The organism is Labrys okinawensis (assembly GCF_002982075.1).
Lineage (GTDB): Bacteria > Pseudomonadota > Alphaproteobacteria > Rhizobiales > Labraceae > Labrys > Labrys okinawensis_A.
In genome coordinates this window covers 300,770-325,816 of the sequence record NZ_PUEJ01000002.1, presented here as the reverse complement: position 1 = coordinate 325,816, position 25,047 = coordinate 300,770, and the positions used below count along the sequence as shown (strand labels likewise).

The 25,047-nt window shown below is 63.3% G+C and carries 21 protein-coding genes; 7 read left to right on the top strand and 14 right to left on the bottom strand.

The genetic code is table 11. The features are described from left to right. Positions 1-62 precede the first annotated feature (62 nt). From C5L14_RS05065 to C5L14_RS05050, 4 genes are all read left to right on the top strand, one after another. A complete protein-coding gene (locus C5L14_RS05065) occupies positions 63-626 on the top strand; it encodes a GNAT family N-acetyltransferase (protein ID WP_181161029.1) in 564 nt (187 codons plus the stop codon). A 67-nt stretch (positions 627-693) separates the two neighbouring features. Next, positions 694-1,572: a diaminopimelate epimerase gene (dapF, locus tag C5L14_RS05060; protein ID WP_105860958.1), complete on the top strand. Its 879-nt coding sequence runs from the start codon at positions 694-696 to the stop codon at positions 1,570-1,572. Then, positions 1,569-2,807: a tRNA (N(6)-L-threonylcarbamoyladenosine(37)-C(2))-methylthiotransferase MtaB gene (gene mtaB / locus C5L14_RS05055; protein WP_105860957.1), complete on the top strand. Its 1,239-nt coding sequence runs from the start codon at positions 1,569-1,571 to the stop codon at positions 2,805-2,807. Before dapF ends, mtaB begins: the two co-directional genes overlap by 4 nt. A 398-nt stretch (positions 2,808-3,205) precedes the next feature. Next, positions 3,206-4,021, top strand: a complete 816-nt coding sequence (locus tag C5L14_RS05050) for a DUF3108 domain-containing protein (RefSeq protein WP_181161028.1) — start codon at positions 3,206-3,208, stop codon at positions 4,019-4,021. Positions 4,022-4,547: 526 nt separating this feature from the next. Here C5L14_RS05050 and xth read toward each other — a convergent pair. The 6 genes from xth to mnmE all read right to left on the bottom strand — a co-directional run bounded on the left by xth (position 4,548) and on the right by mnmE (position 11,639). After that, positions 4,548-5,369 (bottom strand): exodeoxyribonuclease III, encoded by an 822-nt coding sequence (xth, locus tag C5L14_RS05045; protein ID WP_105860955.1) that lies wholly within the window; start codon positions 5,367-5,369, stop codon positions 4,548-4,550. 214 nt (positions 5,370-5,583) lie between these two features. Next, positions 5,584-6,462, bottom strand: a complete 879-nt coding sequence (locus C5L14_RS05040) for a ParB/RepB/Spo0J family partition protein (protein WP_105860954.1) — start codon at positions 6,460-6,462, stop codon at positions 5,584-5,586. A 9-nt stretch (positions 6,463-6,471) separates the two neighbouring features. Further along, entirely contained in the window at positions 6,472-7,278 is an 807-nt protein-coding gene (locus tag C5L14_RS05035; RefSeq protein WP_105860953.1) for a ParA family protein, read from the bottom strand. Between the two features lie 39 nt (positions 7,279-7,317). Continuing rightward, the gene (gene rsmG / locus C5L14_RS05030) at positions 7,318-7,962 is read right to left on the bottom strand and encodes a 16S rRNA (guanine(527)-N(7))-methyltransferase RsmG (RefSeq protein ID WP_105861324.1); all 645 of its coding nucleotides are present in this window, start codon (positions 7,960-7,962) and stop codon (positions 7,318-7,320) included. Positions 7,963-8,169: 207 nt separating this feature from the next. After that, positions 8,170-10,035 carry a tRNA uridine-5-carboxymethylaminomethyl(34) synthesis enzyme MnmG gene (mnmG, locus tag C5L14_RS05025; RefSeq protein WP_105861323.1) on the bottom strand — a complete coding sequence of 622 codons (1,866 nt, stop codon included), beginning with the start codon at positions 10,033-10,035 and terminating at the stop codon, positions 8,170-8,172. 281 nt (positions 10,036-10,316) lie between these two features. Next, positions 10,317-11,639 carry a tRNA uridine-5-carboxymethylaminomethyl(34) synthesis GTPase MnmE gene (mnmE, locus tag C5L14_RS05020; protein WP_105860952.1) on the bottom strand — a complete coding sequence of 441 codons (1,323 nt, stop codon included), beginning with the start codon at positions 11,637-11,639 and terminating at the stop codon, positions 10,317-10,319. Positions 11,640-11,748: 109 nt separating this feature from the next. On the opposite strand from mnmE, the gene C5L14_RS05015 reads away from it, so the two are divergent. Continuing rightward, on the top strand, positions 11,749-13,773 hold the full coding sequence (locus tag C5L14_RS05015) for a thioredoxin domain-containing protein (protein WP_105860951.1): 2,025 nt from the start codon (positions 11,749-11,751) through the stop codon (positions 13,771-13,773). A gap of 373 nt (positions 13,774-14,146) precedes the next feature. On the opposite strand, the gene rho is transcribed toward C5L14_RS05015, so the two are convergent. The 3 genes from rho to hemE all read right to left on the bottom strand — a co-directional run bounded on the left by rho (position 14,147) and on the right by hemE (position 17,367). After that, positions 14,147-15,412 (bottom strand): transcription termination factor Rho, encoded by a 1,266-nt coding sequence (rho, locus tag C5L14_RS05010; protein WP_105860950.1) that lies wholly within the window; start codon positions 15,410-15,412, stop codon positions 14,147-14,149. 242 nt (positions 15,413-15,654) lie between these two features. Further along, positions 15,655-16,095: a protoporphyrinogen oxidase HemJ gene (gene hemJ, locus C5L14_RS05005; RefSeq protein WP_105860949.1), complete on the bottom strand. Its 441-nt coding sequence runs from the start codon at positions 16,093-16,095 to the stop codon at positions 15,655-15,657. A 249-nt stretch (positions 16,096-16,344) separates the two neighbouring features. Continuing rightward, positions 16,345-17,367, bottom strand: coding sequence for a uroporphyrinogen decarboxylase (hemE, locus tag C5L14_RS05000; protein WP_105860948.1), 1,023 nt, complete (start codon positions 17,365-17,367; stop codon positions 16,345-16,347). A 545-nt stretch (positions 17,368-17,912) separates the two neighbouring features. On the opposite strand from hemE, the gene C5L14_RS04995 reads away from it, so the two are divergent. Then, a complete protein-coding gene (locus tag C5L14_RS04995) occupies positions 17,913-18,752 on the top strand; it encodes a pyruvate, water dikinase regulatory protein (RefSeq protein WP_105860947.1) in 840 nt (279 codons plus the stop codon). Positions 18,753-18,943: 191 nt separating this feature from the next. Further along, positions 18,944-19,447 (top strand): hypothetical protein, encoded by a 504-nt coding sequence (locus C5L14_RS04990; RefSeq protein WP_105860946.1) that lies wholly within the window; start codon positions 18,944-18,946, stop codon positions 19,445-19,447. Here C5L14_RS04990 and C5L14_RS04985 read toward each other — a convergent pair. From C5L14_RS04985 to C5L14_RS04965, 5 genes are all read right to left on the bottom strand, one after another. Then, positions 19,407-20,594: a serine hydrolase domain-containing protein gene (locus C5L14_RS04985; protein ID WP_105860945.1), complete on the bottom strand. Its 1,188-nt coding sequence runs from the start codon at positions 20,592-20,594 to the stop codon at positions 19,407-19,409. The genes C5L14_RS04990 and C5L14_RS04985 overlap by 41 nt on opposite strands. Positions 20,595-20,859: 265 nt before the next feature. After that, positions 20,860-21,894 carry an extracellular solute-binding protein gene (locus tag C5L14_RS04980; protein ID WP_105860944.1) on the bottom strand — a complete coding sequence of 345 codons (1,035 nt, stop codon included), beginning with the start codon at positions 21,892-21,894 and terminating at the stop codon, positions 20,860-20,862. Positions 21,895-21,999: 105 nt separating this feature from the next. Beyond that, positions 22,000-22,800 (bottom strand): ABC transporter permease, encoded by an 801-nt coding sequence (locus tag C5L14_RS04975; RefSeq protein WP_105860943.1) that lies wholly within the window; start codon positions 22,798-22,800, stop codon positions 22,000-22,002. Continuing rightward, on the bottom strand, positions 22,793-23,713 hold the full coding sequence (locus tag C5L14_RS04970; RefSeq protein WP_105860942.1) for an ABC transporter permease: 921 nt from the start codon (positions 23,711-23,713) through the stop codon (positions 22,793-22,795). Before C5L14_RS04970 ends, C5L14_RS04975 begins: the two co-directional genes overlap by 8 nt. Further along, positions 23,713-24,840 (bottom strand): ABC transporter ATP-binding protein, encoded by a 1,128-nt coding sequence (locus C5L14_RS04965; RefSeq protein WP_428832600.1) that lies wholly within the window; start codon positions 24,838-24,840, stop codon positions 23,713-23,715. The genes C5L14_RS04970 and C5L14_RS04965 overlap by 1 nt, the downstream gene beginning before the upstream one ends. Positions 24,841-25,047: the final 207 nt, after the last annotated feature.

Sequence of the window (25,047 nt, the reverse complement as noted above, 5' to 3'; positions counted from 1 at the left end):
GCGCCGTAAGCCGACTGCCCTCGAACGATCATGGTTGGATGCCCCGGGAAGGAGACCTGCGCATGGAGCTGACCACCCGCCCCCTTACCGCCGGACTTTGGCCCGCCTTCGAGACCCTCTTCGGCGAGAAGGGTGCAAAATCCGGCTGCTGGTGCATGTATTGGCGGATCGGGAGCCTCTATCGCCGGCAGGCAGGCGCCCAGAATCGCGACGCCTTCCGGGCCGTGGTCGAGGCTGGACCGCCGCCGGGCCTGCTGGCCTTTGTCGCCGCGGACCCTGTTGGCTGGTGCCAGATCGGGCCGCGCCGTTCCATCCCCCATATCGACCGCGTCTGGCGGCTGCGATCTCCGGACCGCAAGCCGGTCTGGTCGATTTCCTGTCTCTACGTCGCCAAGGACGTCCGGCGGCAGGGCGTCGCTTCCCACCCGGTCAAGGAGGCGATCGACTTCGGGCGCAGCGGCGGCGCCACCATCATCGAGGCCTATCCGATCGACCGACGCATGTCGCCTTCCTCATCCTCCACGGGCTTCATGACCACCTTCGAACGGCTCGGTTTCCGGCCTGTCCCCTCTCCGACGCCGGAGCGGCCGATTCTGCGTCTCGAACTCGGGCATGCCACGGGCTGAGCGGCACCCCATTGGTTCGCAGGGGCTTTTGCCCTATATCAAGGGCCTTCAACCACTCGGAAGCACCATGTCTGGCCTCGCCAACCGCCCCTATCTGAAGATGAACGGCATCGGCAACGAAATCGTCGTGCTCGATCTCACCGATGGGTCGCATGCCGTCACGCCGGCGGAGGCCCGCGCCATTGCTGCGCATGAGCCGTTCGACCAGCTGATGGTGCTTTATCCGCCGCAGCAGGCGGGAACAGACGCCTTCATGCGCATCTTCAACAGTGACGGTTCCCAGTCCGGCGCCTGCGGCAACGGCACGCGCTGCGTATCCTGGTATCTGATGCCGGTGCTCGGCAAGGACCAACTGATGCTGCAGACGCCGACCAGCCTGGTCGAGGCCCGGCGCGCGGGAGCGGATTTCGCCGCCGACAACTTTACCGTCGATATGGGCCCGCCGGCCCTGGACTGGCAGGCGATACCCCTGGCCCGCGACGCCGGCGACACCAGGGCGATCGACTATGCCTATGGCGCGGCCGAGGCTCCCCTCCTGCAATCGCCGAGCGTGGTGAGCATGGGCAATCCCCATGCGGTGTTCTGGATCGACCGGGACCCCGCCGAGATCGACCTCGCGGCCATCGGCCCGGCCATCGAGCATGATCCCCTGTTCCCCGAGCGGGTGAATGTCTCGATCGCCCAGGTGCGCGACAACAGCCAGATCGTGTTGCGCGTGTGGGAGCGCGGTGCCGGCCTCACCCGCGCCTGCGGCTCGGCCGCGTGCGCCACCGGCGTGGCTGCGGCGCGGCTTGGTCTCACCGGACGAAAGACCCGCATCAGCCTGCCGGGTGGCGACCTCCGGATCGAATGGCGCGAGGCCGATGGCCACGTGCTGATGACCGGTGCGGCGGCACTCGAGCATGAAGGCCGCTTCGCGGCCTCCTGGTTCGCCGACGCGGCATGACCGAGATCGTCACCTTCGGCTGCCGCCTCAACATTCACGAATCCGAGGCGATGAAGACGGCCATCGGCTCGCGTGACGATCTGACCGTGGTCAATTCCTGTGCGGTGACGGCCGAGGCGGCGCGCCAAGCCAGGCAGACCATCCGCCGGCTCAAGCGCGAGAACCCGGAACGGCAGATCGCCGTCACCGGCTGCGCGGCGCAGACCGATGCGAGCCGTTTCACCGCCATGCCGGAAGTCGACTTCGTGGTCGGCAATGCCGAAAAGCTGAAGGCCCGGACCTGGGCATCCCTGAGCGAGATTTCGGGCAAGCTCGTACCCTCCGACATCATGGCGGCCGACGACATCGCCCTGCCCGAGATCGAGCGCTTCGAGGGCCGGGCACGCGGCTTCGTGCAGATTCAGAATGGCTGCGACCACCGCTGCACCTTCTGCATCATTCCCTTCGGCCGCGGCAATTCGCGCTCCCTGCCCCCGCAGACGGTGATCGCGCAGATCCGCCGCCTGGTCGAGGCCGGTTACAAGGAGATCGTGCTGACCGGGGTGGACCTCACCAGCTATGGCCCCGATCTCGCCGATCCCCTGCCCCTGGGCACGCTGGTGCGCCGCATTCTGCGCGAGGTGCCGGAACTGCCGCGCCTGCGCCTGTCCTCCATCGATTCGATCGAGGCCGATTCCGATCTGATGCGGGCCCTGGCCGAGGAAGATCGGCTGATGCCGCATCTGCATCTGTCCCTGCAGGCCGGCGACGATCTCATTCTCAAGCGCATGAAACGCCGGCATTTGCGCCAGGATGCGATCCGCTTCTGCGCCGAGGCCCGGCGCCTTCGGCCCGACATCGTATTCGGAGCCGATTTGATCGCCGGCTTTCCCACCGAGGACGAGGCGATGTTCACCCGTTCACTCGATCTCATCGAGGAGTGCGGCATCACCTATCTGCATGCCTTCCCTTTCTCGCCCCGCCCCGGCACGCCGGCGGCGCGCATGCCGCCCGTCGACGGGACCGAAGTGAAACAGCGCGCCGCCCGCCTGCGGGAGGCCGGCGACCGAGCGATGGCACGCTTTCTTGGCGGCGAGATCGGCGAGACCCGCGAGATCCTGATGGAACGCGGCGGCATTGGCCGCACCACGCAGTTCGCGGCCGTGCGTCCCGACAGGCCGGATGCCGCGGGCAGCTTCATGCGTGTGCGGATCGAGGCGCACCAAGGCCGGGAGCTGACGGCGACGGCTTTGTAGGCGGCGCCAGCGGGCGTTTCACCGAACGGCGTACGTCTCAGCCTATGATTGCATGTCGCGATGTCCGCATTTTGGAACGGGCCGAGCGGCGGCAGGAGGGCGATCCGGATGCCCGCGCTCCTCATGACACAATTGCGCCATCTCTGATTCATCGGCCATTCAGCCAATGGGCGCCAAGATAGCTTCGGCAGCAATGGCATCGGCAAGATTTACGCAACGTTTACCTTGTTAGAATGTATGTGGAAGATTCCATGCGCATGACGGACTCGCCGACTGCAGCCTCCTGCCGAAAAGTGGACGCCGTTTTCGGCGAGAATGACGCGACGACAACAACCTATGGCGCCGGGCCCCGAACCCGAATTCGGATCCGTCGCCATAAGCGGCTCCCGGAGACCGGCGTGACGATATCGCATTTCTTTCGATCGGCGCTCGGCGCCAGCCTCTTGATCGCCGCCGGCCTGGCGCCTTCCCTGGCGGTGGCAGCCAGTACCAGGACAGCGATAAACTACGGTGTCACCCTTGCGGGCTTCCCCATCGGCACGGCGAATCTCGCCATCAATCTGAGCGATGGCGGCCCCTACAAGATCGACGCCTCCGCCAAGGTAGGCGGTCTGATCCGGCTGATCAGTGACGGGCGCGGCTCGGCCTCCTCGTCGGGAAAGCTCGGTTCCAGCCAGGTTCGGCCGACGGCCTATACCCTCACCTCCGTGGCGGGCAAGAAGCCGCAATCCGTGCAGATGGCGCTCGCAGGCGGCAATGTTACCGCCCTCCAGCTGCAGCCAGACCTGCCGCCGCGCAAGGATCGCGTGCCGCTCACGGACGCCGACAAGCATGGCGTGATCGACCCGCTTTCCGCCGTGCTGGTCCCCGTCAACGGCGGCGCGGTCCTGGATGCCTCGGCATGCCGGCGCTCGCTTCCGGTGTTCGACGGCGCGCAGCGTTTCGACATCAAGCTCTCCTATGCCCGTACCGAGCAGGTCAGCGGCAAGGGCTATGCCGGCCCCGCCATCGTCTGCTCGGCGCGCTATGTGCCGATCGCAGGGCACCGGCCTTCGCGCTCCCAGACCAAGTTCATGGTCGATAATCGCGATATCGAACTATGGTTGGCGCCGATCGGCGAGACCCATGTGCTCGCTCCGTTCAAGATCATCATCGGCACCCAGATCGGCCGTCTGACCCTCACCGCCTCCCGCTTTGGCGGCGACGCAGACTGAAACGTATAGGGCTGTCCCGAAGCGGGACAGCGAGGTTAAGCTCGGGTGCGTCGATCCCGGCACAGTTGGGATTTGGTCGTCGGCGGGGCCGGGTCCGCGCTCTTTTTAGCCGACTATCGATTGGCTTGTGTCCACTCGGCGGAGAACCGGCCATCTCCCCCGCCAGGTAGCGCTTTTGGTACATTCCGCACGGAATCGAAGCGGGAATGCCCATTTGCAGCGTTCCGGTGTGCTACTTTACGTCCGCGGGGCCAGTATCGCTCGATCGCGCGACCACTGGGAAAAGCCTGGGCCCTTGCCGATTCGTCGGTGATTCGTTCAGGGTTCGGCTGCACTTTCTGCGGGGATTAACGGCGGGCGCCCTACGTTACCTTGCCGGCTTAGTTTTCTGTCAACCATGTCGAGGCGGACAGAACCGCGCCACAGGACGTCCTTGTCCGCTCCTGCCAGCCAATTAGCCCCCGCCTCGAAGGGCGGACGAGAACAGCGTCCGAGAAGAGCTCATCAGGTGCTTCCCCAAATGCTGTCAGTCGATTTCGAAGACGCCGGTGACGGGTACGTGATCGGAAGGCTTCTCCCAGCCACGGGCTTCGCTGAGAATCTCGATTGCCCGGGCTGTGCCGGCCAGGCCGGGGCTTGCCCAGATATGATCGAGTCGCCGGCCGCGATTGGAGGCGATCCAGTCGGCGGCGCGATAGCTCCACCATGTGTAGAGCTTGGCCGGTTCGGGCGTGAATTCACGCATCAGGTCGATCCAGCCCCCGACGGCGATCATCGCCTTCATCGCCTCGGTTTCCACCGGCGTATGCGAGACGACGTCGAGAAGCTGCTTGTGGCTCCAGACATCATGCTCGAAAGGTGCGATGTTCAAATCCCCCACCAGCAGAGCACGACCATTGGCCTGGGGAAAGTCGCCGGCAAACCAGGCATGCATCTCCGCGAGAAAATCGAGCTTGTGCCCGAACTTCGGATTGAGCTCGCGATCGGGAATGTCCCCGCCCGCCGGCACGTAGAAATTGTGAACGGTGAGGGGCTGCTTCAGTCCGGCTGCGGCCCCGAGCCGGATCGAGATATGACGCGCATCTCCCTTCTGGCAGAACTCGCGCTTGTCGACCGTTTCGAAAGGCAAGCGCGAGAAGATCGCCACGCCGTGATAGCCCTTCTGGCCGTTGAAGGCGATATGCTCGAAGCCGAGCTTGCGCACATCGTTGAGGGGAAACTTGCCGTCCTCGACCTTGGTTTCCTGCAGACACAGGATGTCCGGGTTCTTCTCCCTCACGAACCGCTCCACCAGCCCCATGCGCAGGCGGACCGAATTGATATTCCAGGTTGTCAGCGTGATCTGCATGAAAAATGGCACTCGATGGGGGTGGCCGCTACGCCTGAGATGAGGCGTCTCGCCGGTGATAATATGCGGCCGGGCGGTGATTTCGAGGCGAGAAGCGAAGCCGCTCTCTCCGGCCCCATGCCCTCTCGGGTGCTAGGGTCGCGCCCCGGCTCTGTTCAGCCTGGTCCCGCATGTTCTCCGCTATCGCCTTTCGACTCGCCGGATGGCAAAACCTCTAGCCACGTAGCCGGCGGCAGAGATCGTCGAGCTGCTCGAGCGATTTGTAGCGAATCTTCAGCTCGCCGCCATCGCCACGATGATCGAGCACGACCTTGAGACCGAGAACGTCCGAGATCGTTCGCTCCAGGGCGATGGTATCGGGATCTTTCTCGACACGGCTGCGAGCCCTCAACGTCTTGCCGGCACTTTGTGACTGATCCTGCACGATGCTCTCGGCATCGCGCACCGACATGTTCTCATCGATGATCAGCCGGGCGACACTTTCGGGATCGGAAACTGACAGGAGCGCGCGAGCATGCCCCGCCGTCAATTTGCCATTGACCACATTGGCTTTGATCGTATCGGGAAGCTTGAGCAGACGCAGCGTGTTGGCCACATGGCTGCGGCTCTTACCGATCACCTTGGCGAGATCATTCTGAGAATAGGAGAATTCCTCGATCAGGCGGTCATAGCCGATCGCTTCTTCGATGGCGTTGAGGTCAGCCCGCTGGACGTTCTCGATGATGGCAAGTTCAAGCGCCTCCTTGTCGGATGCCTCGACGATCGTTACGGGTACATCATGAAGTTCGGCGCGCTGTGCGGCGCGCCACCGCCGCTCCCCGGCGATGATCTCGTAGGCATCCATGCTGCCTGCGACGGCACGAACCAGGATGGGCTGGATGATACCCTTCTCTCGAACGGAATTGGCGAGATCTTCGAGTTCTTCCTCGCTGAAATTCTGACGGGGATTCTTGGGATTGGGCCGCAGGAAACCCGTCGGCACCCGACGCTGGCCGCGTGCCCGCTCGATCGCCGCGCCTTCATCACCTGCATCGCCGATCAGGGCGGCCAAGCCGCGTCCAAGCCTTGGGCGCATTTTATCGTCAGAAGTCATGGTCGTTCCTTACGCGGCACGCAGCAATTTCTCGCGTTGAATCACTTCGGAGGCGAGACGAACATAGGCCTGGCTGCCCGGGCATTTGAGATCGTAGAGCAGCGACGGCTTGCCATAGGAAGGGGCTTCCGACACGCGAACATTGCGCGGAATCACCGTCTGGTAAACTTTCTCCCCCAGGAATTCGCGGACATCTGCCATGACCTGCCCGGAAAGATTGTTACGGGCGTCATACATGGTCAGCACGATGCCGTGAATGCTGAGATGCGGATTCAGCGAGTTGCGTACCTGATCCACCGTACGCAGCAGCTGCGACAGCCCTTCCAGTGCGAAGAATTCGCATTGCAGGGGAACCAGCACAGCATCGGCAGCTGCCATCGCATTCACGGTGAGAAGATTGAGTGAGGGTGGGCAGTCCACCAAGACATAGGAGCAGGGGACATCACCTGACGAAGCCAGGGCGTGAATGGCCTTGCGCAGACGGAACGCGCGGTCGCGCTCACCGGCGATTTCAAGTTCGACACCGAGCAGGTCCATATTGGACGGTGCGATATGCAGGCGCGGCACCACAGTTTCGACGATCGCCGCCCGCAAATCGCAATCGCCTACCATCACGTCGTAAGTGGTTCTTACGCGCTGCTTCATGCCGATGCCCAGGCCCGTTGAAGCGTTGCCCTGGGGATCCAGATCGATGATCAGCACATCCTCGCCAATGGCGGCGAGCGCCGTGCCGAGATTAATGGCCGTCGTGGTCTTGCCCACCCCACCCTTCTGGTTGGCAATAGCGAGAATACGCGGCAACGTCATGGCACCCATCTTTCCTGCAGCCTAAAGCGTGGAAACGGTATCTAAATGTCACTCGTCCGGGTGCTTTGTCGCGGTGTTGATCGAAACAATTCGCCCGGCCGAGTCAGTAAGGCTCGGTATCAATTGCGCCTGGATATTCCAATATTTGGTTGCTTGGGTCAATTCCTGCTCTACATCTTGACCCTTGAGAAACAGAGCCCGGGCCCCCGTTTTCAACAGCTCCGCGCTGTAATCGAGCAATTCGGGTAACGACGCCAAGGCGCGGGCCGTGACCAGATCCGCCCGGCCCTGCCAGTTCGAAACGAAATCCTCGATCCGCATCGCATGCACGGTCGCGGGCGCATGGGTTATCCGCGCCACCTCGCGCAAGAAGGACGCCTTGCGGCCGTTTGACTCGACCAGATGCACGCGGAAACCCGGAACAGCCTTGTTCGCAATCGCCAGAACCATGCCCGGGAAGCCCGCGCCACTGCCGAAATCGACAACCGTCCTGGCATCGCCGAGTAAGGGAAGCAATTGCGCGCTATCAGCGATATGCCGGCTCCAGATCTGAGAAAGGGTCGATGGCGCCACCAGGTTCTTGATTTTCTGCCAGCGCTGCAGTGCCTCGACATAGAGATCCAAGTCTCCAACTGTTTCACGTGAAACAGGGAGGGATTGCAGCGCTTCCTGGCGATCGAGATCGGGTGTCATGCCCCGGACCATGGCTGATACCACTCGTTGAGGCAAGCAGGACCTGGAATAATCCAACGCTGCGGGTGTCAGCCCCTAGCTTGACCCCCATTCGGCCTCAGCCGAATAACTGTAGATCCCCGCCGGCGGTCCACTCCTGAAATAGGATCTAACTGTACTGTCAGTTCGAGCGCCGTTCGATCAGGATTCGATACGAGTCCGAATCGATCACAAGGCGGTCCTCTGTCTGCGTTTGCGCAAGGCGGCAAGCAAAAGAGTGGTGGCTGCAGGCGTGATGCCGTCGATCCGGCTTGCCTGACCGATGGTACGCGGCTGTACGCTGGCGAATTTCTGTCGGGTTTCGTTAGAGAAGCCAACCACGGACTGAAAATCGAAATCGCTAGGAATTTCAATGTCTTCATCACGACGAAAGGCGGCCACGTCCGCCCTCTGCCGTTCCAGATAGACCGCATATTTGGCTTCGATCTCGACCTGCTCCAGCACGGCATCATCGAACTGGGCCGCCTCCGGCCACAGACGGGCGAGATCGGAGAAACCGACATTGGGATAGGCAAGGAGATCGAAAGCGGAGCGCCTGACGCCATCGCGATTGATATGAATACCGGCCACCTCGGCCTGATTGGGCGTCACCGAAACGGATCGACTCCAGGCCGAGGCTGTATCGAAAGCCGCCTGCTTGGCCTTCCAGGCCGTCTCCCGCTCTGCACCGACTAGGCCAAGGCCAAGGCCGCGATCGGTCAGACGCCGGTCGGCATTATCCGCCCGCAGGGTCAGGCGATATTCGGCCCGCGAGGTGAACATGCGATAGGGCTCGCTGATGCCGCGGGTGACGAGGTCGTCGATCATCACGCCGATATAGGATTCGTCGCGACCGAAAACGACGCCGTCGCCACCGCCCGCCCGGCGCGCCGCATTGAGACCGGCGACCAGGCCCTGAGCGCCCGCTTCCTCATAGCCGGTGGTGCCATTGATCTGGCCAGCCAGGAATAGCCCGCGCACCCGCCGCGCCTCCAGCGTGGCATCGAGCTCGCGCGGATCGATGTGGTCATATTCGATGGCGTAGCCGGGACGGACCATCCGGACCTTTTCCAGGCCTGGAATGGTCGCGAGCATGGCCTGTTGTACGTCTTCGGGTAGGGAGGTCGAGATGCCATTGGGATAGACGGTATGGTCGTTCAGGCCCTCCGGTTCCAGGAAGATCTGATGGCCGTCCCGCTCGCCGAAGCGCACCACCTTGTCCTCGATCGACGGGCAATAGCGCGGGCCGCGGCTTTCGATCTGCCCCGAATAGATCGGAGCGCGATGGATATTCTCTTGGATGACTTTGTGGGTCTGGGGCGTGGTACGGGTGATGCCACAGGAAACCTGCGGATTGGGCAGATGCGTGGTCAAGGTCGAGAACGGCTCCGGTGGCTCATCGCCGGGCTGCATCTCGAGCGAGGCCCAGTCGATGGTTCGGCCGTCGAGACGGGCCGGGGTGCCGGTCTTCAGTCGCCCCAACTCGAAGCCGATGCGGGCGAGGGTCCGGGAAAGGCCGAGCGCGGGGGCTTCGTCGACACGGCCGGCCGCGATCCGGATATCCCCGATATGAATGACACCGCTCAGAAAGGTCCCGGTGGTGAGAACAACCGATCCGCATCCGAATCGATCGCCCTTGGTGGTCGATACGGCCTGGACCTGGCCCTCCGCGATTTCGAGATCGTCGACCTCGGCTTCGATCACGGTCAAGTTGGCCTGCCCGGCGATCGCCGCCTGCATGGCGGCGGCATAAAGCACACGGTCCGCCTGCGCGCGCGGACCGCGCACGGCCGGTCCCTTGCGCCGGTTGAGGACGCGGAACTGGATGCCGCCCTGATCGGCAACCCGTCCCATCAAACCATCGAGCGCGTCTATCTCGCGCACGAGATGTCCCTTGCCGAGCCCGCCGATCGCCGGATTGCAGGACATGGTGCCGATGGTCTCGGCCCGATGGGTAATAAGAGCTGTCCGCGCGCCAAGCCGCGCAGCAGCCGCCGCCGCCTCACAGCCGGCATGACCCCCACCTACCACGATCACATCGAATTGCCGGTTCATCATCGAATCCATTCGCCCGTCATCCGGGGCTGCGCTCGCAATGACGCGCAAAATATCCGTGTTTCGGCTGCAGCTATTACGCCGAAGCAGCCTCCGCGTCAAAACCCCAGCCCTGGTGGTAATTTCGTTATTCCACCGCCATTGCGAGCGAAGAGAAGCAATGTTGAAGCCATGGATGCAGCGTGTCTCTGCCCCGGATCGCTTCGCTTCACTCGCAATCACATCCTGGAAATCGGAATTCCGGCTGCAATGCCGGGGCGGCTGGATCGGCTTCGTTCCGCTCACTTGCCGATGCAGAATTCGCGAAAGATCACGTCATAGATCTCGTCGATATCGACCCTGCCTGTCAGACGGCCGATGGCCCGCACGGCCAGGCGCAGATCCTCGGCGACGAATTCCACAGGCGTCGTCTCATCAGCCGCCTGCACCAAGGCCAGATGGGCCTTCACGATCTCGAGCTCCCGGCGATGCCGCTCCCGCGTCACCAAAGCCGTCTCGCCGCTTTCCAGAGCTGCTCTCGCCGCCTCTTCGAGCCGCTTGAGCAAGGCCGGCATACCGGCGCCGCTGCGGGCCGACAAACCAAGCTCAAAGGCTGCCGGCAGCGTCTGGGGCAGGGGAGCTTGGCCGCCGTCCTGCTTGGTGAAAACGCGCAGGAGAGGAACAGGCAGATCGGGTGGGTCGGCGCGGGCATCGCCGGCCTCCAGCCAGATCACCAGATCGGCGCGGTCCAGGCTTGCCCGCGCCCGCTCCACGCCGATCGCCTCCACCACATCCACCGTCTCGCGCAGGCCGGCGGTGTCGATCAGGGTCACCGGGTAGCCGCCAAGGTCGAGATGCACCTCCAGCGTATCGCGGGTGGTGCCGGCAATCGGCGAGACAATGGCGACATCGCGTCGGGCGAGGGCATTGAGCAGTGTGGATTTGCCGGCATTGGGCGGGCCCGCAATCACCATCACTGCACCCTCGCGCAGCCGCTCGCCGCTGCGTGCGCCCTGCAAGGCTGCCTCGATCTCCGCCAGCAAGGCCCCGGCGCCGGACCGGACCGACTGGAACAGGATAGGGACGTCCTCTTCGTCGGGAAAGTCGATCTCGGCCTCCATCAGCGCCAGCAGGGCAGCAAGGCGCTGCCTCCAGGCCGTCGCCGCCCGTTCCAGCGCGCCGCCCGCCTGGCGCAGGGCCTGCCGTCGCTGGCTCCCTGTCTCGGCCTCGACCAGGCTGGCAATGCCCTCTGCCGAGGTGAGATCCATGCGGCCATTGGCAACGGCCCGCCGGGTAAACTCGCCCCGCTCGGCCAGGCGAAAGCCGGGCAGGGCGGTCAGGGCAGCGATCACCCCGGAAATGATCGCCCGGCCGCCATGCACCTGCAATTCGGCGACATCCTCACCCGTGAAGCTGGCCGGCCCCGCGAAAAACACCACCAGCGCCTCGTCGAGCACTTCTCCGCTTTCGGGATCCTTCAGGCGCCGCAATGCAGCGCGGCGCGGCTGCGGCACACCCCCCGCAATCGTTTCCAGTCCGAATCGAACCGAGGGACCCGACAGCCGGATCACGGCTATGCCGGCGCGGCCCACCCCGGACGCAAGCGCGACAATGGTCTCAGCCATGCCCAAAGGCTCCGCCGATCCCGGCGGATTCCGCCCCTGGCGACGCCGCCGCGCTTTCACTTCCCGGCTGGCGACCCCATACTCTAGTCAGAAAAGGGAGGCTGTCCTCATGTCCAACGCGCTGCAAAACAACCTCGCTCATGAAACCAGCCCCTATCTGATCCAGCACGCCGGCAATCCCGTGCATTGGCAGCCCTGGGGGGAAGAGGCCCTGGCGCTGGCCCGGACCCAGAACAAACCGATCCTGCTCTCCGTCGGCTACGCCGCCTGCCATTGGTGCCATGTCATGGCGCATGAGAGTTTCGAGAATCCCGACATCGCCGCTGTCATGAACGAGCTTTTCATCAACATCAAGGTGGATCGCGAGGAACGGCCGGATATCGACCAGATCTATATGACGGCCCTTCATGCTCTCGGGGAGCAGGGTGGCTGGCCTCTCACCATGTTCCTCACGCCTGGCGGCGAGCCTTTCTGGGGCGGCACCTATTTTCCGCCTGAATCGCGCTATGGCCGTCCCGGCTTCGTCGACGTGCTCCGGGCCATCGCCAAGGCCTATCACACCGATTTCGAACGGGTCGGCCGCAATCGCGAGGCGCTGCTCGGCGTGCTCAACCGCATTCCCCAGCGCGGCGATCGCGCTTTCGGGGCCGATAGCCTCGCCCAGGCGATCAGCGCGTTGGCCGGCATTACCGATCCGGTCGATGGCGGCACCAAGGGGGCACCGAAATTCCCGAATGCCTCCTATCTCGAACTGCTTTGGCGCGGCGGGCCGGGCAGCGAGGCCCGCAAGCTGATGCTGCTGACGCTGGAGCGCATCTGCCAGGGCGGCATCCGCGATCATGTCGGCGGCGGTTTTGCGCGCTACAGCGTCGATGAACGGTGGCTGGTGCCCCATTTCGAGAAGATGCTCTACGACAACGCCCAATTGCTCGAGCTGCTGGCCCTGGCATGGCTGGAGACCGGACGCGATCTCTATCGCCAGGCGGCCATCGAGGTGGTCGAGTGGCTGCAGCGCGAGATGATGGCGGGTGACGGTCACGCTTTCGCGGCCTCTCTCGATGCCGATTCGGAAGGCCACGAAGGCCGTTTCTATGTCTGGAAGCCCCATGAACTCATCGAGATCCTCGGCATGGACGATGCCGAGTTTGTCGCCCACGCCTTCGACATCGCCGATGGCGGCAACTGGGAGGGCCAGTCGATCCCCAATCGCCTCGGCAAGCCCGACCTCGAACCGGCCCTCGCGATCGGCTGGCAGGATCTGCGGCCCAGGCTGATCGCCGAGCGGGCCAAGCGTGTTGCCCCCGCCCGCGACGATAAGGTCCTGGCCGACTGGAATGGCCTCGCCATTGCGGCGCTTGCACGCGCCTCCGTGATATTCGAAAGGCGGGACTGGCTCACGCTCGCTCGCGATGCCTTTCGTTTCGTCGCCGAATCCATGGCCGACGGAGCGCGGCTCGGCCATTCCTGGCGCGAGGGGCGATTGCTGAAGCCGGGTCTGGCCACTGATCTTGCCGCCATGATCCGTGCAGCGCTCGCTCTGTATGAAGGCGGGGCGGGGCCGGCCTATCTCAATCACGCCCTCGGCTGGACCCAGGCCATCGAGCATGACTACGCCGATGCCGAGGGGGGCGGCTATTTCCTCACCGCGGCGGATGCCGCGGCCTTGGTTACCCGGCCGCGTTCCACGCTCGACGACGCCGTTCCCAACGCCAATGGCATCATGGCGGATAATCTCATCCGTCTCGCCGCCCTGACCGGCGAGGATCGCTGGCTCCGCCGCGCAGATGAGGTGCTGACGGCCCTGTCGCCAGCCATGGCCGGCAATGTCTTCGGGCATGCCTCCCTGCTCAACGCCCTCGACCTCAGGCTCCACGGCCTGGAAATCGTGGTGGTGGGCACTGGGCAGGCGGCGGATCAGCTTTACCGGGCCGCCCTCGATCAGCCTTTCCCAGGCCGGATCATTCTGCGGGCGACCAGTGCCGACGAGCTACCGGCCGGACACGCCGTGCGCAGTGCCGGGATCGATGGTCATCCCGCAGCCTTTGTCTGCTCCGGCCAGCGCTGCTCACTGCCCGTCAGGGATGAGGCGGGCTTGTCGGAAACCATCAAAGCCATGCGAGCCGAGGGCGGCTGAGCGCGATCGAGGCTTGTTTCACGTGAATCATCTTGCGCCTGTTTCACGTGAATCAGGCCGTGAGGGTGATTCACGTGAAACAGGGTTAATCGCGGACAGCTCATTTTTTTATCGTCAGGGTAGGCTCCAGCTGCTTCTCCCCTTCGGAGAAGGCAGCGTTGCGAAGCAATGACGAATAAGGGTGTTGGCCCATATCTCGAGAGTTGCCCACCGCCCCTCATCCGCTCCTTCCTGGCACTTTCTCCCGCAGGGGAGGAAGGTGCCTGCGGCTCATTCCACTGTCATTTCCCGTTCCGCGTCCGAATCGATGCCCATAGCAAAACGGCCCGGGCATCGCTGCCGGGCCGTTCGCAAGCCATCCGGGTTGGACGCCTCAGGTATTCATCGAATCGAAGAAGTCCGCATTGAGCTTGGTCTGCCGGAGCTTGTCGAGCAGGAACTCGATGGCATCGACTGTGCCCATCGGATTGAGGATGCGGCGCAGCACATACATCTTCTTGAGGATGTCGTTCGCTACCAGCAGCTCTTCCTTGCGGGTACCCGAGCGGGTGATGTCGATCGCCGGGAAGACGCGCTTGTCCGAGACCTTGCGGTCGAGGATGATTTCCGAGTTGCCGGTGCCCTTGAACTCTTCGAAGATGACTTCGTCCATGCGCGAGCCGGTCTCGATCAGGGCCGTCGCGATAATGGTCAGCGAGCCGCCTTCCTCGATGTTGCGCGCCGCGCCGAAGAAGCGCTTGGGCCGCTGCAGGGCATTGGCGTCGACACCACCCGTCAGCACCTTGCCGGAAGACGGCACCACGGTGTTGTAGGCACGGCCGAGGCGGGTGATCGAATCAAGCAGGATCACCACGTCGCGTCCATGCTCGACCAGGCGCTTGGCCTTCTCGATCACCATTTCCGAAACCTGCACATGGCGGGCGGCCGGCTCGTCGAAGGTGGAGGAGATCACCTCGCCCTTCACCGAACGCTGCATGTCGGTCACTTCTTCCGGACGCTCGTCGATCAACAGCACGATCAGATAGCATTCGGGGTGATTGGCGGTGATCGATTGGGCGATGTTCTGCAGGAGAACCGTTTTGCCGGTACGCGGCGGCGCCACGATCAAGGCGCGTTGACCCTTGCCGATCGGGGCCACGATATCGATGACGCGCGAGGAATAGTCCTTCTTGGTGGCGTCGCCGATTTCGAGCTTCAGCCGCTGGTTGGGATAGAGCGGCGTGAGATTGTCGAAATTGATCTTGTGCTTGGTCTTGTCCGGATCTTCGAAATTGATCGTGTTGACCTTGAGCAGGGCGAAGTAGCGTTCGCCATCCTTGGGAGAGCGGATAATGCCCTCGACCGTATCGCCGGTGCGCAGACCGAATTTGCGGATCTGCGAGGGCGACACATAGATGTCATCGGGGCCGGGCAGATAATTGGCTTCCGGCGAGCGCAGGAAGGCGAAGCCGTCCTGCAGCACCTCGACGACACCCTCGCCGACGATCTCGACCTCGCGATTGGCGAGCTGCTTGAGCACGGCGAACATGAGTTCCTGCTTGCGCATCGAGGAGGCGTTCTCGACCTCGAGTTCCTCCGCGAAGGCAAGCATTTCGATTGGGGTTTTGGATTTGAGATCCTGAAGTTTGATTTCCCGCATGGGGGTCCTTGTTGGGGATCGATTCGTTTCATGACGCGCATTGAAAAGCGCGGGCAGAAGGATTTTCGGGGGGAACAGGTCTTGTTATCGCCAGACTTAGTCTTGCGTCAGCGCCGTGGCCGGGTTCGACACCCATACCCTCAAGACGCCAGCCTGCAATGGAAGGAGAAGCGCTTTATACAGCCGGCCCCGCGCCTCGGCAAGCGGGCGGACCGGCCAAATATCGAAAAAGCGCGAAATCCTCAGAAGGGCTTCACCACCACCAGGATGACGATCAGGATCATCAGCACGGTGGGAATTTCATTGATCATGCGGAAGAACTTGGCAGGACGCACATTGCGGTCCTCTGCGAATTCGCGCGTCAGCTTCGAAAACCAGCCATGCACGCCTGAAAGCACCAGTACGAGCAGGAACTTCGCATGAAACCAGGGCTGGTGGTAGAAGCCCGAAGACCACACCAGCAGCAGGCCGAAAATCCAGGTCGCGCCCATGGCCGGGTTGATGATGGCCTTGAGCAGGCGGCGCTCCATCACCTTGAAGGTCTCGCTCTGGATCGAGCCCTTGGCAGCTTCGGCATGATAGACGAACAGCCGCGGCAGATAGAGCATGCCCGCCATCCAGGCGATCACGGCGATGATGTGCCCCGCCTTTACAAGATCATAGGCCGTGCTGCCATATTCCATCACGTCGTTCCTGCTATTCGAACCAACCCGAAAGGATCGATTTCCTTCTCTCCTCGCGGGACTTGGCACTCCCACGGAAGTGCCTCGGGTCCCGGTAGGGGGATGAGAGGTCGTGCGATCCCGTGCCAGCGAGGCGTTTCTCCCCTGATCCGCCCCTTTGGGACACCTCTAGTCGACAAGGGCGTTGACGACACCCCCAAGGGGAGAAGGCGGTAGCGTCTTCGCGGCTCTGGCAGCACCTTAGCAACCCTAGCCCCTGATTCGCTTAAGCATCTGTTCGACATGGGCGATCGGCGTCTGCGGCACGATGCCGTGCCCGAGGTTGAAGATGAAGGGCTTGGCGGCGAGGCCGTCGAGGATGCGGTCGAGCGCCCGGCTCAGAGGATCGCCGCCCGCTACCAGCGCCAGCGGATCGAGATTGCCCTGCACCGGCTTAACGGACTGCACCTCGCGCGCCGCCCAGGCCGGATCGGCTGCCCAGTCGAGCCCGACAGCATCCACCGCCACAGCCTGCGCATAATCACGATAGAAGGAACCGGCACCGCGCGGAAAGCCGATGATGCGCGCCTCGGGATGGCGCGCCCTGACGCCTTCGACGATGCGCCTGGCAGGTCCGATCACCCAGCGCTCGAATTCATCCGGCGGCAGGATGCCGGCCCAGCTGTCGAATATCTGGACAGCGTCGACGCCATTTTCAAGCTGGGCCGACAAATAATCGATGGAAGCCGCAACCAGCCGATCGATCAGGGCGGCGAAGAAGGCGGGATCCTGATAGGCGGCGAGGCGCGCCGGCACCTGGTCTTTCACCCCGCGGCCGGCGATCATATAGGTCGCCACCGTCCAGGGCGCTCCGCAAAAGCCGAGGAAGGTCACGTTGGCCGGCAGCGCTGCCTTGACCTGGCGGATCGTCTCGAACACCGGCGCCAGATGGTCGAGATCGACCTGGGTCTTGAGCCTGGCCAGGCCGGCGAGATCGGTGACCGGCTCCAGCCGCGGGCCTTCGCCTTCCTCGAACCAGACCGTCTGCCCCAGGGCATCGGGCACCACCAGAATGTCCGAGAACAGGATGGCTGCATCGAAACCGAAGCGCCGGATCGGCTGCAAGGTCGCCTCGACGGCGAGATCCGGCGTGTAGCAGAAGTTCAGAAAGCCCGAGGCCTTGGTCCTGATCGCTCGATATTCCGGCAGATAACGGCCCGCCTGGCGCATCAGCCAGATTGGCGGCACCGGCTGGGCCTTGCCGGCAAGAACGTCGAGGAGAGGTTTGGTCATGTCGGTCAGGCTTTCTCGGCAACACCAAACAGGGCCAATGGATCGAACCGACGCTTCGGCCGGTTGGCCCCGCTGAAAGATTGAAACGTGGCTGGCGTGTACGGATCCACTCATAGGGGCGCTCGGGAATTCAGCCCGGCGAAAGGGTTCGCCCGATCCGACCTACCGCCAAAGAAAATAAAAGAGAGAGATATGAATCTTCATTCTCTTTCTTCTTAACGCTTCGTTTACCGTGCTTCCTTGCCGTCCACAATCTATTCACAGGCGACACAGGTGTGACGCCGGAAATTCGGTGCGAAAAATCGGGAGAGAACAACGCGGATTCCGGCTATTGAATCAAGGTGCTGGCGGCAAGGCCGGGGGGAGGGCGCAGAGTCCCACTTAGCGCCTTATGAGTCTTTTGCAGCCGAGCGCGCGGAATCCCATCCCAAGCGATCAGCCTGTTGATGAAAGATCGAGTTCTTCCACAGCCCTTCTTAAGATCGGGTTAAGGCCCTTCTCCTGTCCCCACTTGTCCACAGTGCCATCCCGCGCTACGTCCTGTCATGGCCACAAGAAGCTTCTTCCATCTTCACCTGGTTTCGGACTCCACCGGCGAGACTTTGATCATGGCCGGGCGGGCTGTCGCTGCCCAATATCCGGCGGTCTCGGCGCTCGAGCACATCTATCCGCTGGTGCGCAGCGAGCGGGATCTCGATCGCACCATCGCCGAGATCGAAGCCAATCCCGGCGTGGTGCTCTACACGCTGGTCGAACCCGAACTGGCCGAGCGCTTGGAGCGCAGCTGCCGTGAGATGGGCGCGCCGGTGCTGTCGGTGCTGCAGCCGATCTTCGATCTGTTCAAGTCCTATCTCGGCACCGAGGTGATGGTGAAGCCCGGTGCCCAGCATGTGCTGAACGCCGATTATTTCCGCCGCATCGACGCCCTCAATTACACGATGATGCATGATGACGGCCTGATGCCGACCGATTACGAGGAAGCCGACGTGCTGCTGCTCGGCGTCAGCAGAACCTCGAAGACGCCGACTTCGATCTATCTGGCCCATCGCGGCGTCAAGACCGCCAATATTCCGCTGGTGCCGGGCGTGCCGTTGCCGCCGGAGGTCGAGCATCTCAAGAACCCGCTGATCGTAGGCCTGTTCGCTTCGCCCGAGCGCATCGTGCAGATCCGCGAAAACCGCGTGCTGACCCTCAGTCCGCATCATGATGTCGATACCTACACCGACCGCATGGCCGTGGCCGAGGAGATTGCCCAGTCCCGCCGCCTGTTTTCCCAGCGCGGCTGGCCGATGATCGACGTCACCCGCCGTTCGATCGAGGAAACCGCGGCGGCCATCCAGGGCCTGCTGCGCGCCCATCGCCGCGCCCGCATCGTGGAGACGTGAGGGCAGGTGCATGCACCTCTTGCTGTTGCGCCGGATACAACGTCGAGGAGACGGGCCGGCTATGTCTGCGCCGACAGGAACTAGCGGGGTCGCCGGGATTCGATTTCGGACCGTGGATTGCTTCGCTCCCAACAGCGACCGGGTAGTCCGATTGCGGTAAGGGCCGGTTTGGTAGGGTCAGGAACATTACGATGATGGCCGATGCAACCCCTGCGGCGCCGAAGCCCCGCCCGGTTCTGAATTTCTTCGTCCACCTCGCCTTCAGCATCATCGGCATCGGCGTGGCTTCGCTCACCGCGGCCCTGATCTATATCGGCGCAATGATGGTTCGCTCCGACACCGGCCTCGGCGATGCCGGCGATATCCCGACCCTGGTCGGCTTCCTGGCTTATATGACCGTGCTGCTCGCAGGCCTGCCGGCGCTGCTGACGCGCGCCCTCATGCATCTGCTCGGCTGGCGGGCAGCCTGGCCTTACATGGCGGCGGCTGCGATCGTCGCGGCCGTAAGCTCGGTCTATCTGATGTTCGGCACCGAGTGGATTTCCAACGGGAGCCCCGAACTGGCCGGGGTAGCCAGCGGGTTCGGCTTGATGGGCGCTCTCTGCGGCCTGGTGTTCTGGCTGGTGGCGGTGCGGCTCCCCGCCGGCCTCGCGCTCAAACCCTGGTGGCCAGGGCCTCGAACAGCTGTAGATTGAGCTTGTCGGTGGCGTCGTCGACCGGTTCGGGCTGCGACGACATCTTGACGATCACCACCTCGTCGGCCGGGTTCACATAGAGCCATTGGCCGTGAATGCCGATGGCCAGGAACGCGCCATTGGCGTAGCCGGTCTGGTACCATTTGTTGCGGTAGCGGCCCTGGCCGAGCAGATGTACGAAATCGCCCTGCTGCCAGGCCTCGGCGCTGCCGCCGCTCCGGCAGGTATCCTCCACCCAGCGCTGCGAGACGATGCGGCTGCCTTCGAGATCGCCGCCCCGGCGCATCATTTCGCCGACACGCGCAAGGTCCCGCGCACTCATGCTCACGCCGCCGGCGGCGCGCGCCGTGCCCGCTGCATCGACGGTGACGCTGCCGTCCTGGCGGGCGCCGAGCTTTTGCCACAGGCGCGAGGAGGCGTAATCGGCATAGCGCTCGCCGCTGGCTCGTTCGACCACAAGGCCGAGCAGGTCGGAATTGGGCGAGCGATAGCGGAAGGGGCCGCCATGCGCGCCGGCACCCTTGGGCATGGAAGCGATGAAGCCGAGCAGCGTGCCGGGATCCTGGCCCGGCGCGGAGGGATTCCACAAAGTGGCGCGCCGATAACGGGCGAATTCGCCGGTTGGGTCGAGATAGGCTTCCTCGAAAGCGAGGCTGACGCGCATATCGAGCAAATGGCGCACGCTGGCATCTGCAAAGGCCGAGCCGGCGACCTCGGGCACGTAGTCGACGATGGGCGTTTCGGGATCGAGCAGGCCCTCGTCCTCGGCGACACCGGCCAGGATCGCGGTCAGCGATTTGGAAATCGAGAAGACGATGTGTCGGCTCGCGTTGGTGAAATGCGCGGCATGGTAATCGGCCACGAAGCGGCCCGCCTTCATCACCACAAGGGCATCGGTGGAGGTCGTGGTGAGGAAGTCGGCGATGGAACGGCTGTCGCCGCCGATCGTCAGGCTCTCGCGCAGCAGGCCGGAGGGATCGGCATCCGGTGTTTCGGGCTTAACGATGCCGGCCGAGATCCGCGCCGACGGGACCAGTTCGGAAACGTTGCGGAAGGCCCAGACATTCCAGGGCGCCTGGCGCCAATTGGAGAGCTGTACGGCATTGCGGGAAAAACCGTAGGCGGATTCGAAGGCTGAATGAGGCATGGGCGCTGAAGAGGCGTCAATAATTGATGGGAGATCAGGGTGCGGCGCAGCCAGCCTTCTCCCCTTGCAGGAGAAGGTGCCGCAGTGTGCTCCTTTCAGGAGCACGCGTCCGAGTAAGAAGCCTGGGGGCGGATGAGGGGAGAAACGCAACCTTGCCGAGAGGGAGGTGCGGACCCCTCATCCGGCCCGGCTGCGCCGGTCCACCTTCTCCCGCAAGGGGAGAAGGGAATAGCGCTTCATTTTGCTCGGTCGAGACGTCGAGCCCTTACTTCTGCAGCTCGGTCCAGATCTTGCTGTAGAGCTCGGTCACTTCGGGCGGGCAGGCATGCGAGAATTCGGCGGTCTTCATGATCGCCTCGGGCACGTTGACTTCAGGCGCATCCTTCATGTCGGCCGGCATGAACTTCTCCGAACCCGCGATACCGTTGGCATAGCGGTGGAAGGCCGAGTTCAGCGCCGCGTTTTCCGGGTCCATCATGAAGTTCATGAACAGCTTGGCGTTCTCGACATTCTTGGCCTCCTTCAGCACGACGATATTGTCGCTCCAGAGCTGCACGCCCTCCTTGGGATAGCCGTAGTGGATCTGCGGATGGGCCAGGCGCTGGCGCAGGGCCGAGCCGTTCCAGTCGCTGGTGGCCTTGAAATCGCCGGCGCCCATCTTTTCGATGGTGTTGTATTCCATGGCGATCCAGTTGGGCTTGGCCTTGACCAGCGTGTCTCGCACCTTTTTGAGCAAGGTCTTGTCGCCGTCGCACATCTTGCCGCCATTGTAGCGGATGGCGGCGTGGATGACGTCGTTCATCTCCGGCACGACATTGGTCTTGCCCTTCAGCTCGGGCGGCGTGTCGAAGATGATGCCCCAGGTGTTGATGTCGCCCTTGTAGACGTCGGTATTGACCGCGACGCCGACCGTGCCCCAGGCCCACGGCACGGAATATTTGCGGCCGGGATCGAAGGGCGGATCGGCCCATTCCTTGGCGACGTTCTTGAAGTTCTCCATCTTGGACGGATCGACTTCCTGGACGAGGCCCTCGGAGATCCAGATCGGGATGAAGTTCTGCGAGGGCACGGCGATGTCATAGCCGGTGCCGCCCTGGCGCACCTTTGCGAGCGCCGTGTCGTTGGAATCGTAGTCGGTGATGGTGACCTTGACGTTGTATTTCTGCTCGAACTTCTTGATCATCTCCGGGCTGGTGTAATTGCCCCAGTTGAAGATGTTGAGCGCGCCCTCCGCGCTGGCGAGGCTCGTGGATGCGAGCAGCGCCAGGGCGGCAGCTGTGGCCGTCGATTTCCAGTTCATTCCTGTCTCCCGTTGCAAAGCCGGGGCACCGGCTTGAGCTCTTTTGCCCCAACCTGGTTGGTGATAGGGCAGCGGACGAGGTTCGATCCCCGCCCCGCCGCCGTCTCAGTCTTTCTTCCTGCTGATGAAGAAGAAAATCGTGACGATGACGACGGAGAGGAGGAGGAAGACCGTCGACAGCGCGTTGACTTCGGGTGTGACGCCGCGGCGCAGCTGGCCGAGCATGTAGGTCGGCAGCGTATCCTGGCCGCCGGACTTGACGAATTCGGTGATCACCACGTCGTCGAGCGAGGTGACGAAGGCCAGCATCAGGCCTGCGAGGATGCCGGGCCAGAGCAGCGGCAGCGTCACCCTCCGGAAGGCCTGCCATGGCGTGGCATAGAGATCGGCAGCGGCGCGCTCCAGGGTGAGGTCCATGCCCTCCAGGCGGGCCCGGATCGGCAGATAGGCAAAGGGCACGCAGAAGGCGGTGTGGGCGGCGATCAGATAGGCCAGCCCATCATAGCCGGTGACGATCTTGATGCGCGAAAAGAAGATCAGCAGCGCCACGCCCGTGACGATCTCGGGCACCATCAGCGGCTGGTTGATGGCCGAATAGGTGAAGGTGAGGCCGGGATAGGCTTCGGTGCGCGTGGTCGCGAGCGCTGCCATGGTGGCGCAGACGGTGGAGAGCACTGCGGCGATGGTGGCGATCTGGAAGGAGCGCAAGGTGGCGTCGACCACCTGGTCGTTGTTCCAGGCGGCCACGAACCATTTCAGCGAGAAGCCGCCCCAGGTGGAGACCGATGTCGCTTCGTTGAAGGCATAGATCACCATCACCACGATCGGCAGATAGAGCAGCACGAAGCAGACGAGCGCGATGGTGGTGAAGCCGGGCTGGCGGCGGATGGAGAAGGGCTCAGCCATGTTTCACCCCCGAGCCGCCGGTGTTGCGCACATAGACCAGCAGCGCCACCATCACGATCGCCATCACCGTGATGGAGAGCGAGGCGCCCAGCGGCCAGTTGCGGCCCTGGCCAAACTGCAGCTCGATCAGGTTGGACAGCATCATGTTCTTGCCGCCGCCGAGCAGGTTCGGCGTGACATAGGCACCGAGCGCCGGGATGAACACCAGGATGGAGCCGGCGACGATGCCGGGCTTGGTCAGCGGGATGATGATGCGGCGGAGCACCTGGAAGCGGCTGGCATAGAGATCATAGCCCGCCTCGACCAGGCGAAAGTCGAACTTCTCCATGCTGGCATAGATCGGCAGCACCATCAGCGGCAGATAGACATAAGCCATGCCGGCCAGGATGGCGGTATCGGTATAGAGGATCTGCAGCGGCGCCGAGATCACGCCGAGCTTGATCAGCACCGCGTTGAACAGGCCTTCGTTGCGGATGATCTGCAGTACGGCGAAGGTGCGGATCAGAAGGTTGGTCCAGAACGGAATGGTGATCAGGAACAGCCAGAGGTCGCGCCGGTGGGCCGGCCGCGTCGAGATGAAATAGGCGGTGGGAAAACCGAGCGCCAGCGTGACCAGCGTGGTCATCAGCGCCAGCTTCACCGAACGCCAGAAGATGGTGAGATGGGCGCCGGCCAGCGACAGCGTGTCGTCGAACATGTCGCGTTCGAAGAACACCGAGGTCCAGGCCTCGGTGGAGAAGTTCCATTTCACATCGCCATAGGGGCCGGGTTCCAGGAAGGAATAGACCAGCACGATCAGGAGCGGGCCGGTGGCCGCGAGCAGAATCACCAGCAAAGCGGGGGTGGAGAGCAGCCAGCGATTGCGGATTTCATTCCGCCGGGCCTTGGATGCGATTTCGGCGGCCTCTGTCATCAGTCCCTCAACACCCGGGCTGTGCCTTCGGCGAAGGTGACGCCGGCGCGCTGGCCCGGCTGGAAGCTCTCGTTCGAGCCGGCGGAAGCGTGATGGCCCGCGGCCTGGGCGCTGGTATTCTGCCGGCGCACGGTGAAGCGGGGGCCGTGGTCGAGACGCAGGTGAAAATGCGTATCGGTACCGAGATAGACGACATTCTCCACCGTGCCGGCCAGGAGTGCGCCCTCGGCGCCGGTGAGCTGGGCATGTTCGGGGCGGACCACCAGCCAGGTCTTGTCGGCGGGCTGGTGCCCGTCGCTGAGGCCGGCGCGGATCTCACGTCCCGAGGGCAGTTTGACGCGGGCCTGGGCACCGTCGCGGCCGAGAAAATCGGTCTCTATGAAATTGGTCTCGCCGATGAACTCGGCGACGAAGCGCTCGGCCGGCGTGTCATAGATCTCGCGTGGGGCGCCCACCTGCAGGATCCGCCCCGACGACATCACCGCGATACGGTCCGACATGGCCAGGGCTTCCTCCTGGTCATGGGTGACGAAGATGAAGGTGATGCCGGTCTCGTGCTGCAGGCGCTTCAATTCGAGCTGCATTTCCTTGCGCAGCTTGTAGTCGAGGGCCGACAGGGGTTCGTCGAGCAGCAGCACCTTGGGCTGGGGCGCCAGGGCGCGGGCGAGGGCGACGCGCTGCTGCTGGCCGCCGGAGATCTGGCTGGTCTTGCGGTCGGCGAGGTGCTCCATGCGCACCAGGCGCAGCATCTGGGCGACGCGGGCGCCGATTTCGGATTTAGGCTTGCCGAGCATCTCCAGACCGAAGCCGATATTCTCGGCCACCGACATGTGCGGGAAGAGCGCATAGCTCTGGAATACTGTGTTCACTGGCCGCTTGAAGGGCGGCAGACCGGCAATATCCTCGCCATAGAGCAGGATCTGCCCGGATGTGGGAAAGTCGAACCCGGCGATCAGGCGCAGCAGCGTGGTCTTGCCGCAGCCCGACGGCCCGAGCAGGGTGAAGAACTCATTCTGGCGAATGGATACGCTTACCGTATCCAGAGCGACGAAGGCATTCTCGCCAGCGCCGAAAACCTTCCGCACATCGCGAACTTCGATTGAATTGACAACCGTTCCGTCCGGCACGCACAACCCCTCATCTGCCATGGCTCGCGGCCAGGCTCGTCTCGGTTCATTTTTCTTGGCTTTTGATAATGTGATCACAATATCCGGCAGTTTGCAACGGTAGGATATGCAGGATTTTTAGGCGATCCCTGCGGCGCAAAGCAGCGATCACGCGGCATTTTTGACCGTTCCCCTACGCAAATGCCGGATGGGCTGCTAAGGCAGGGC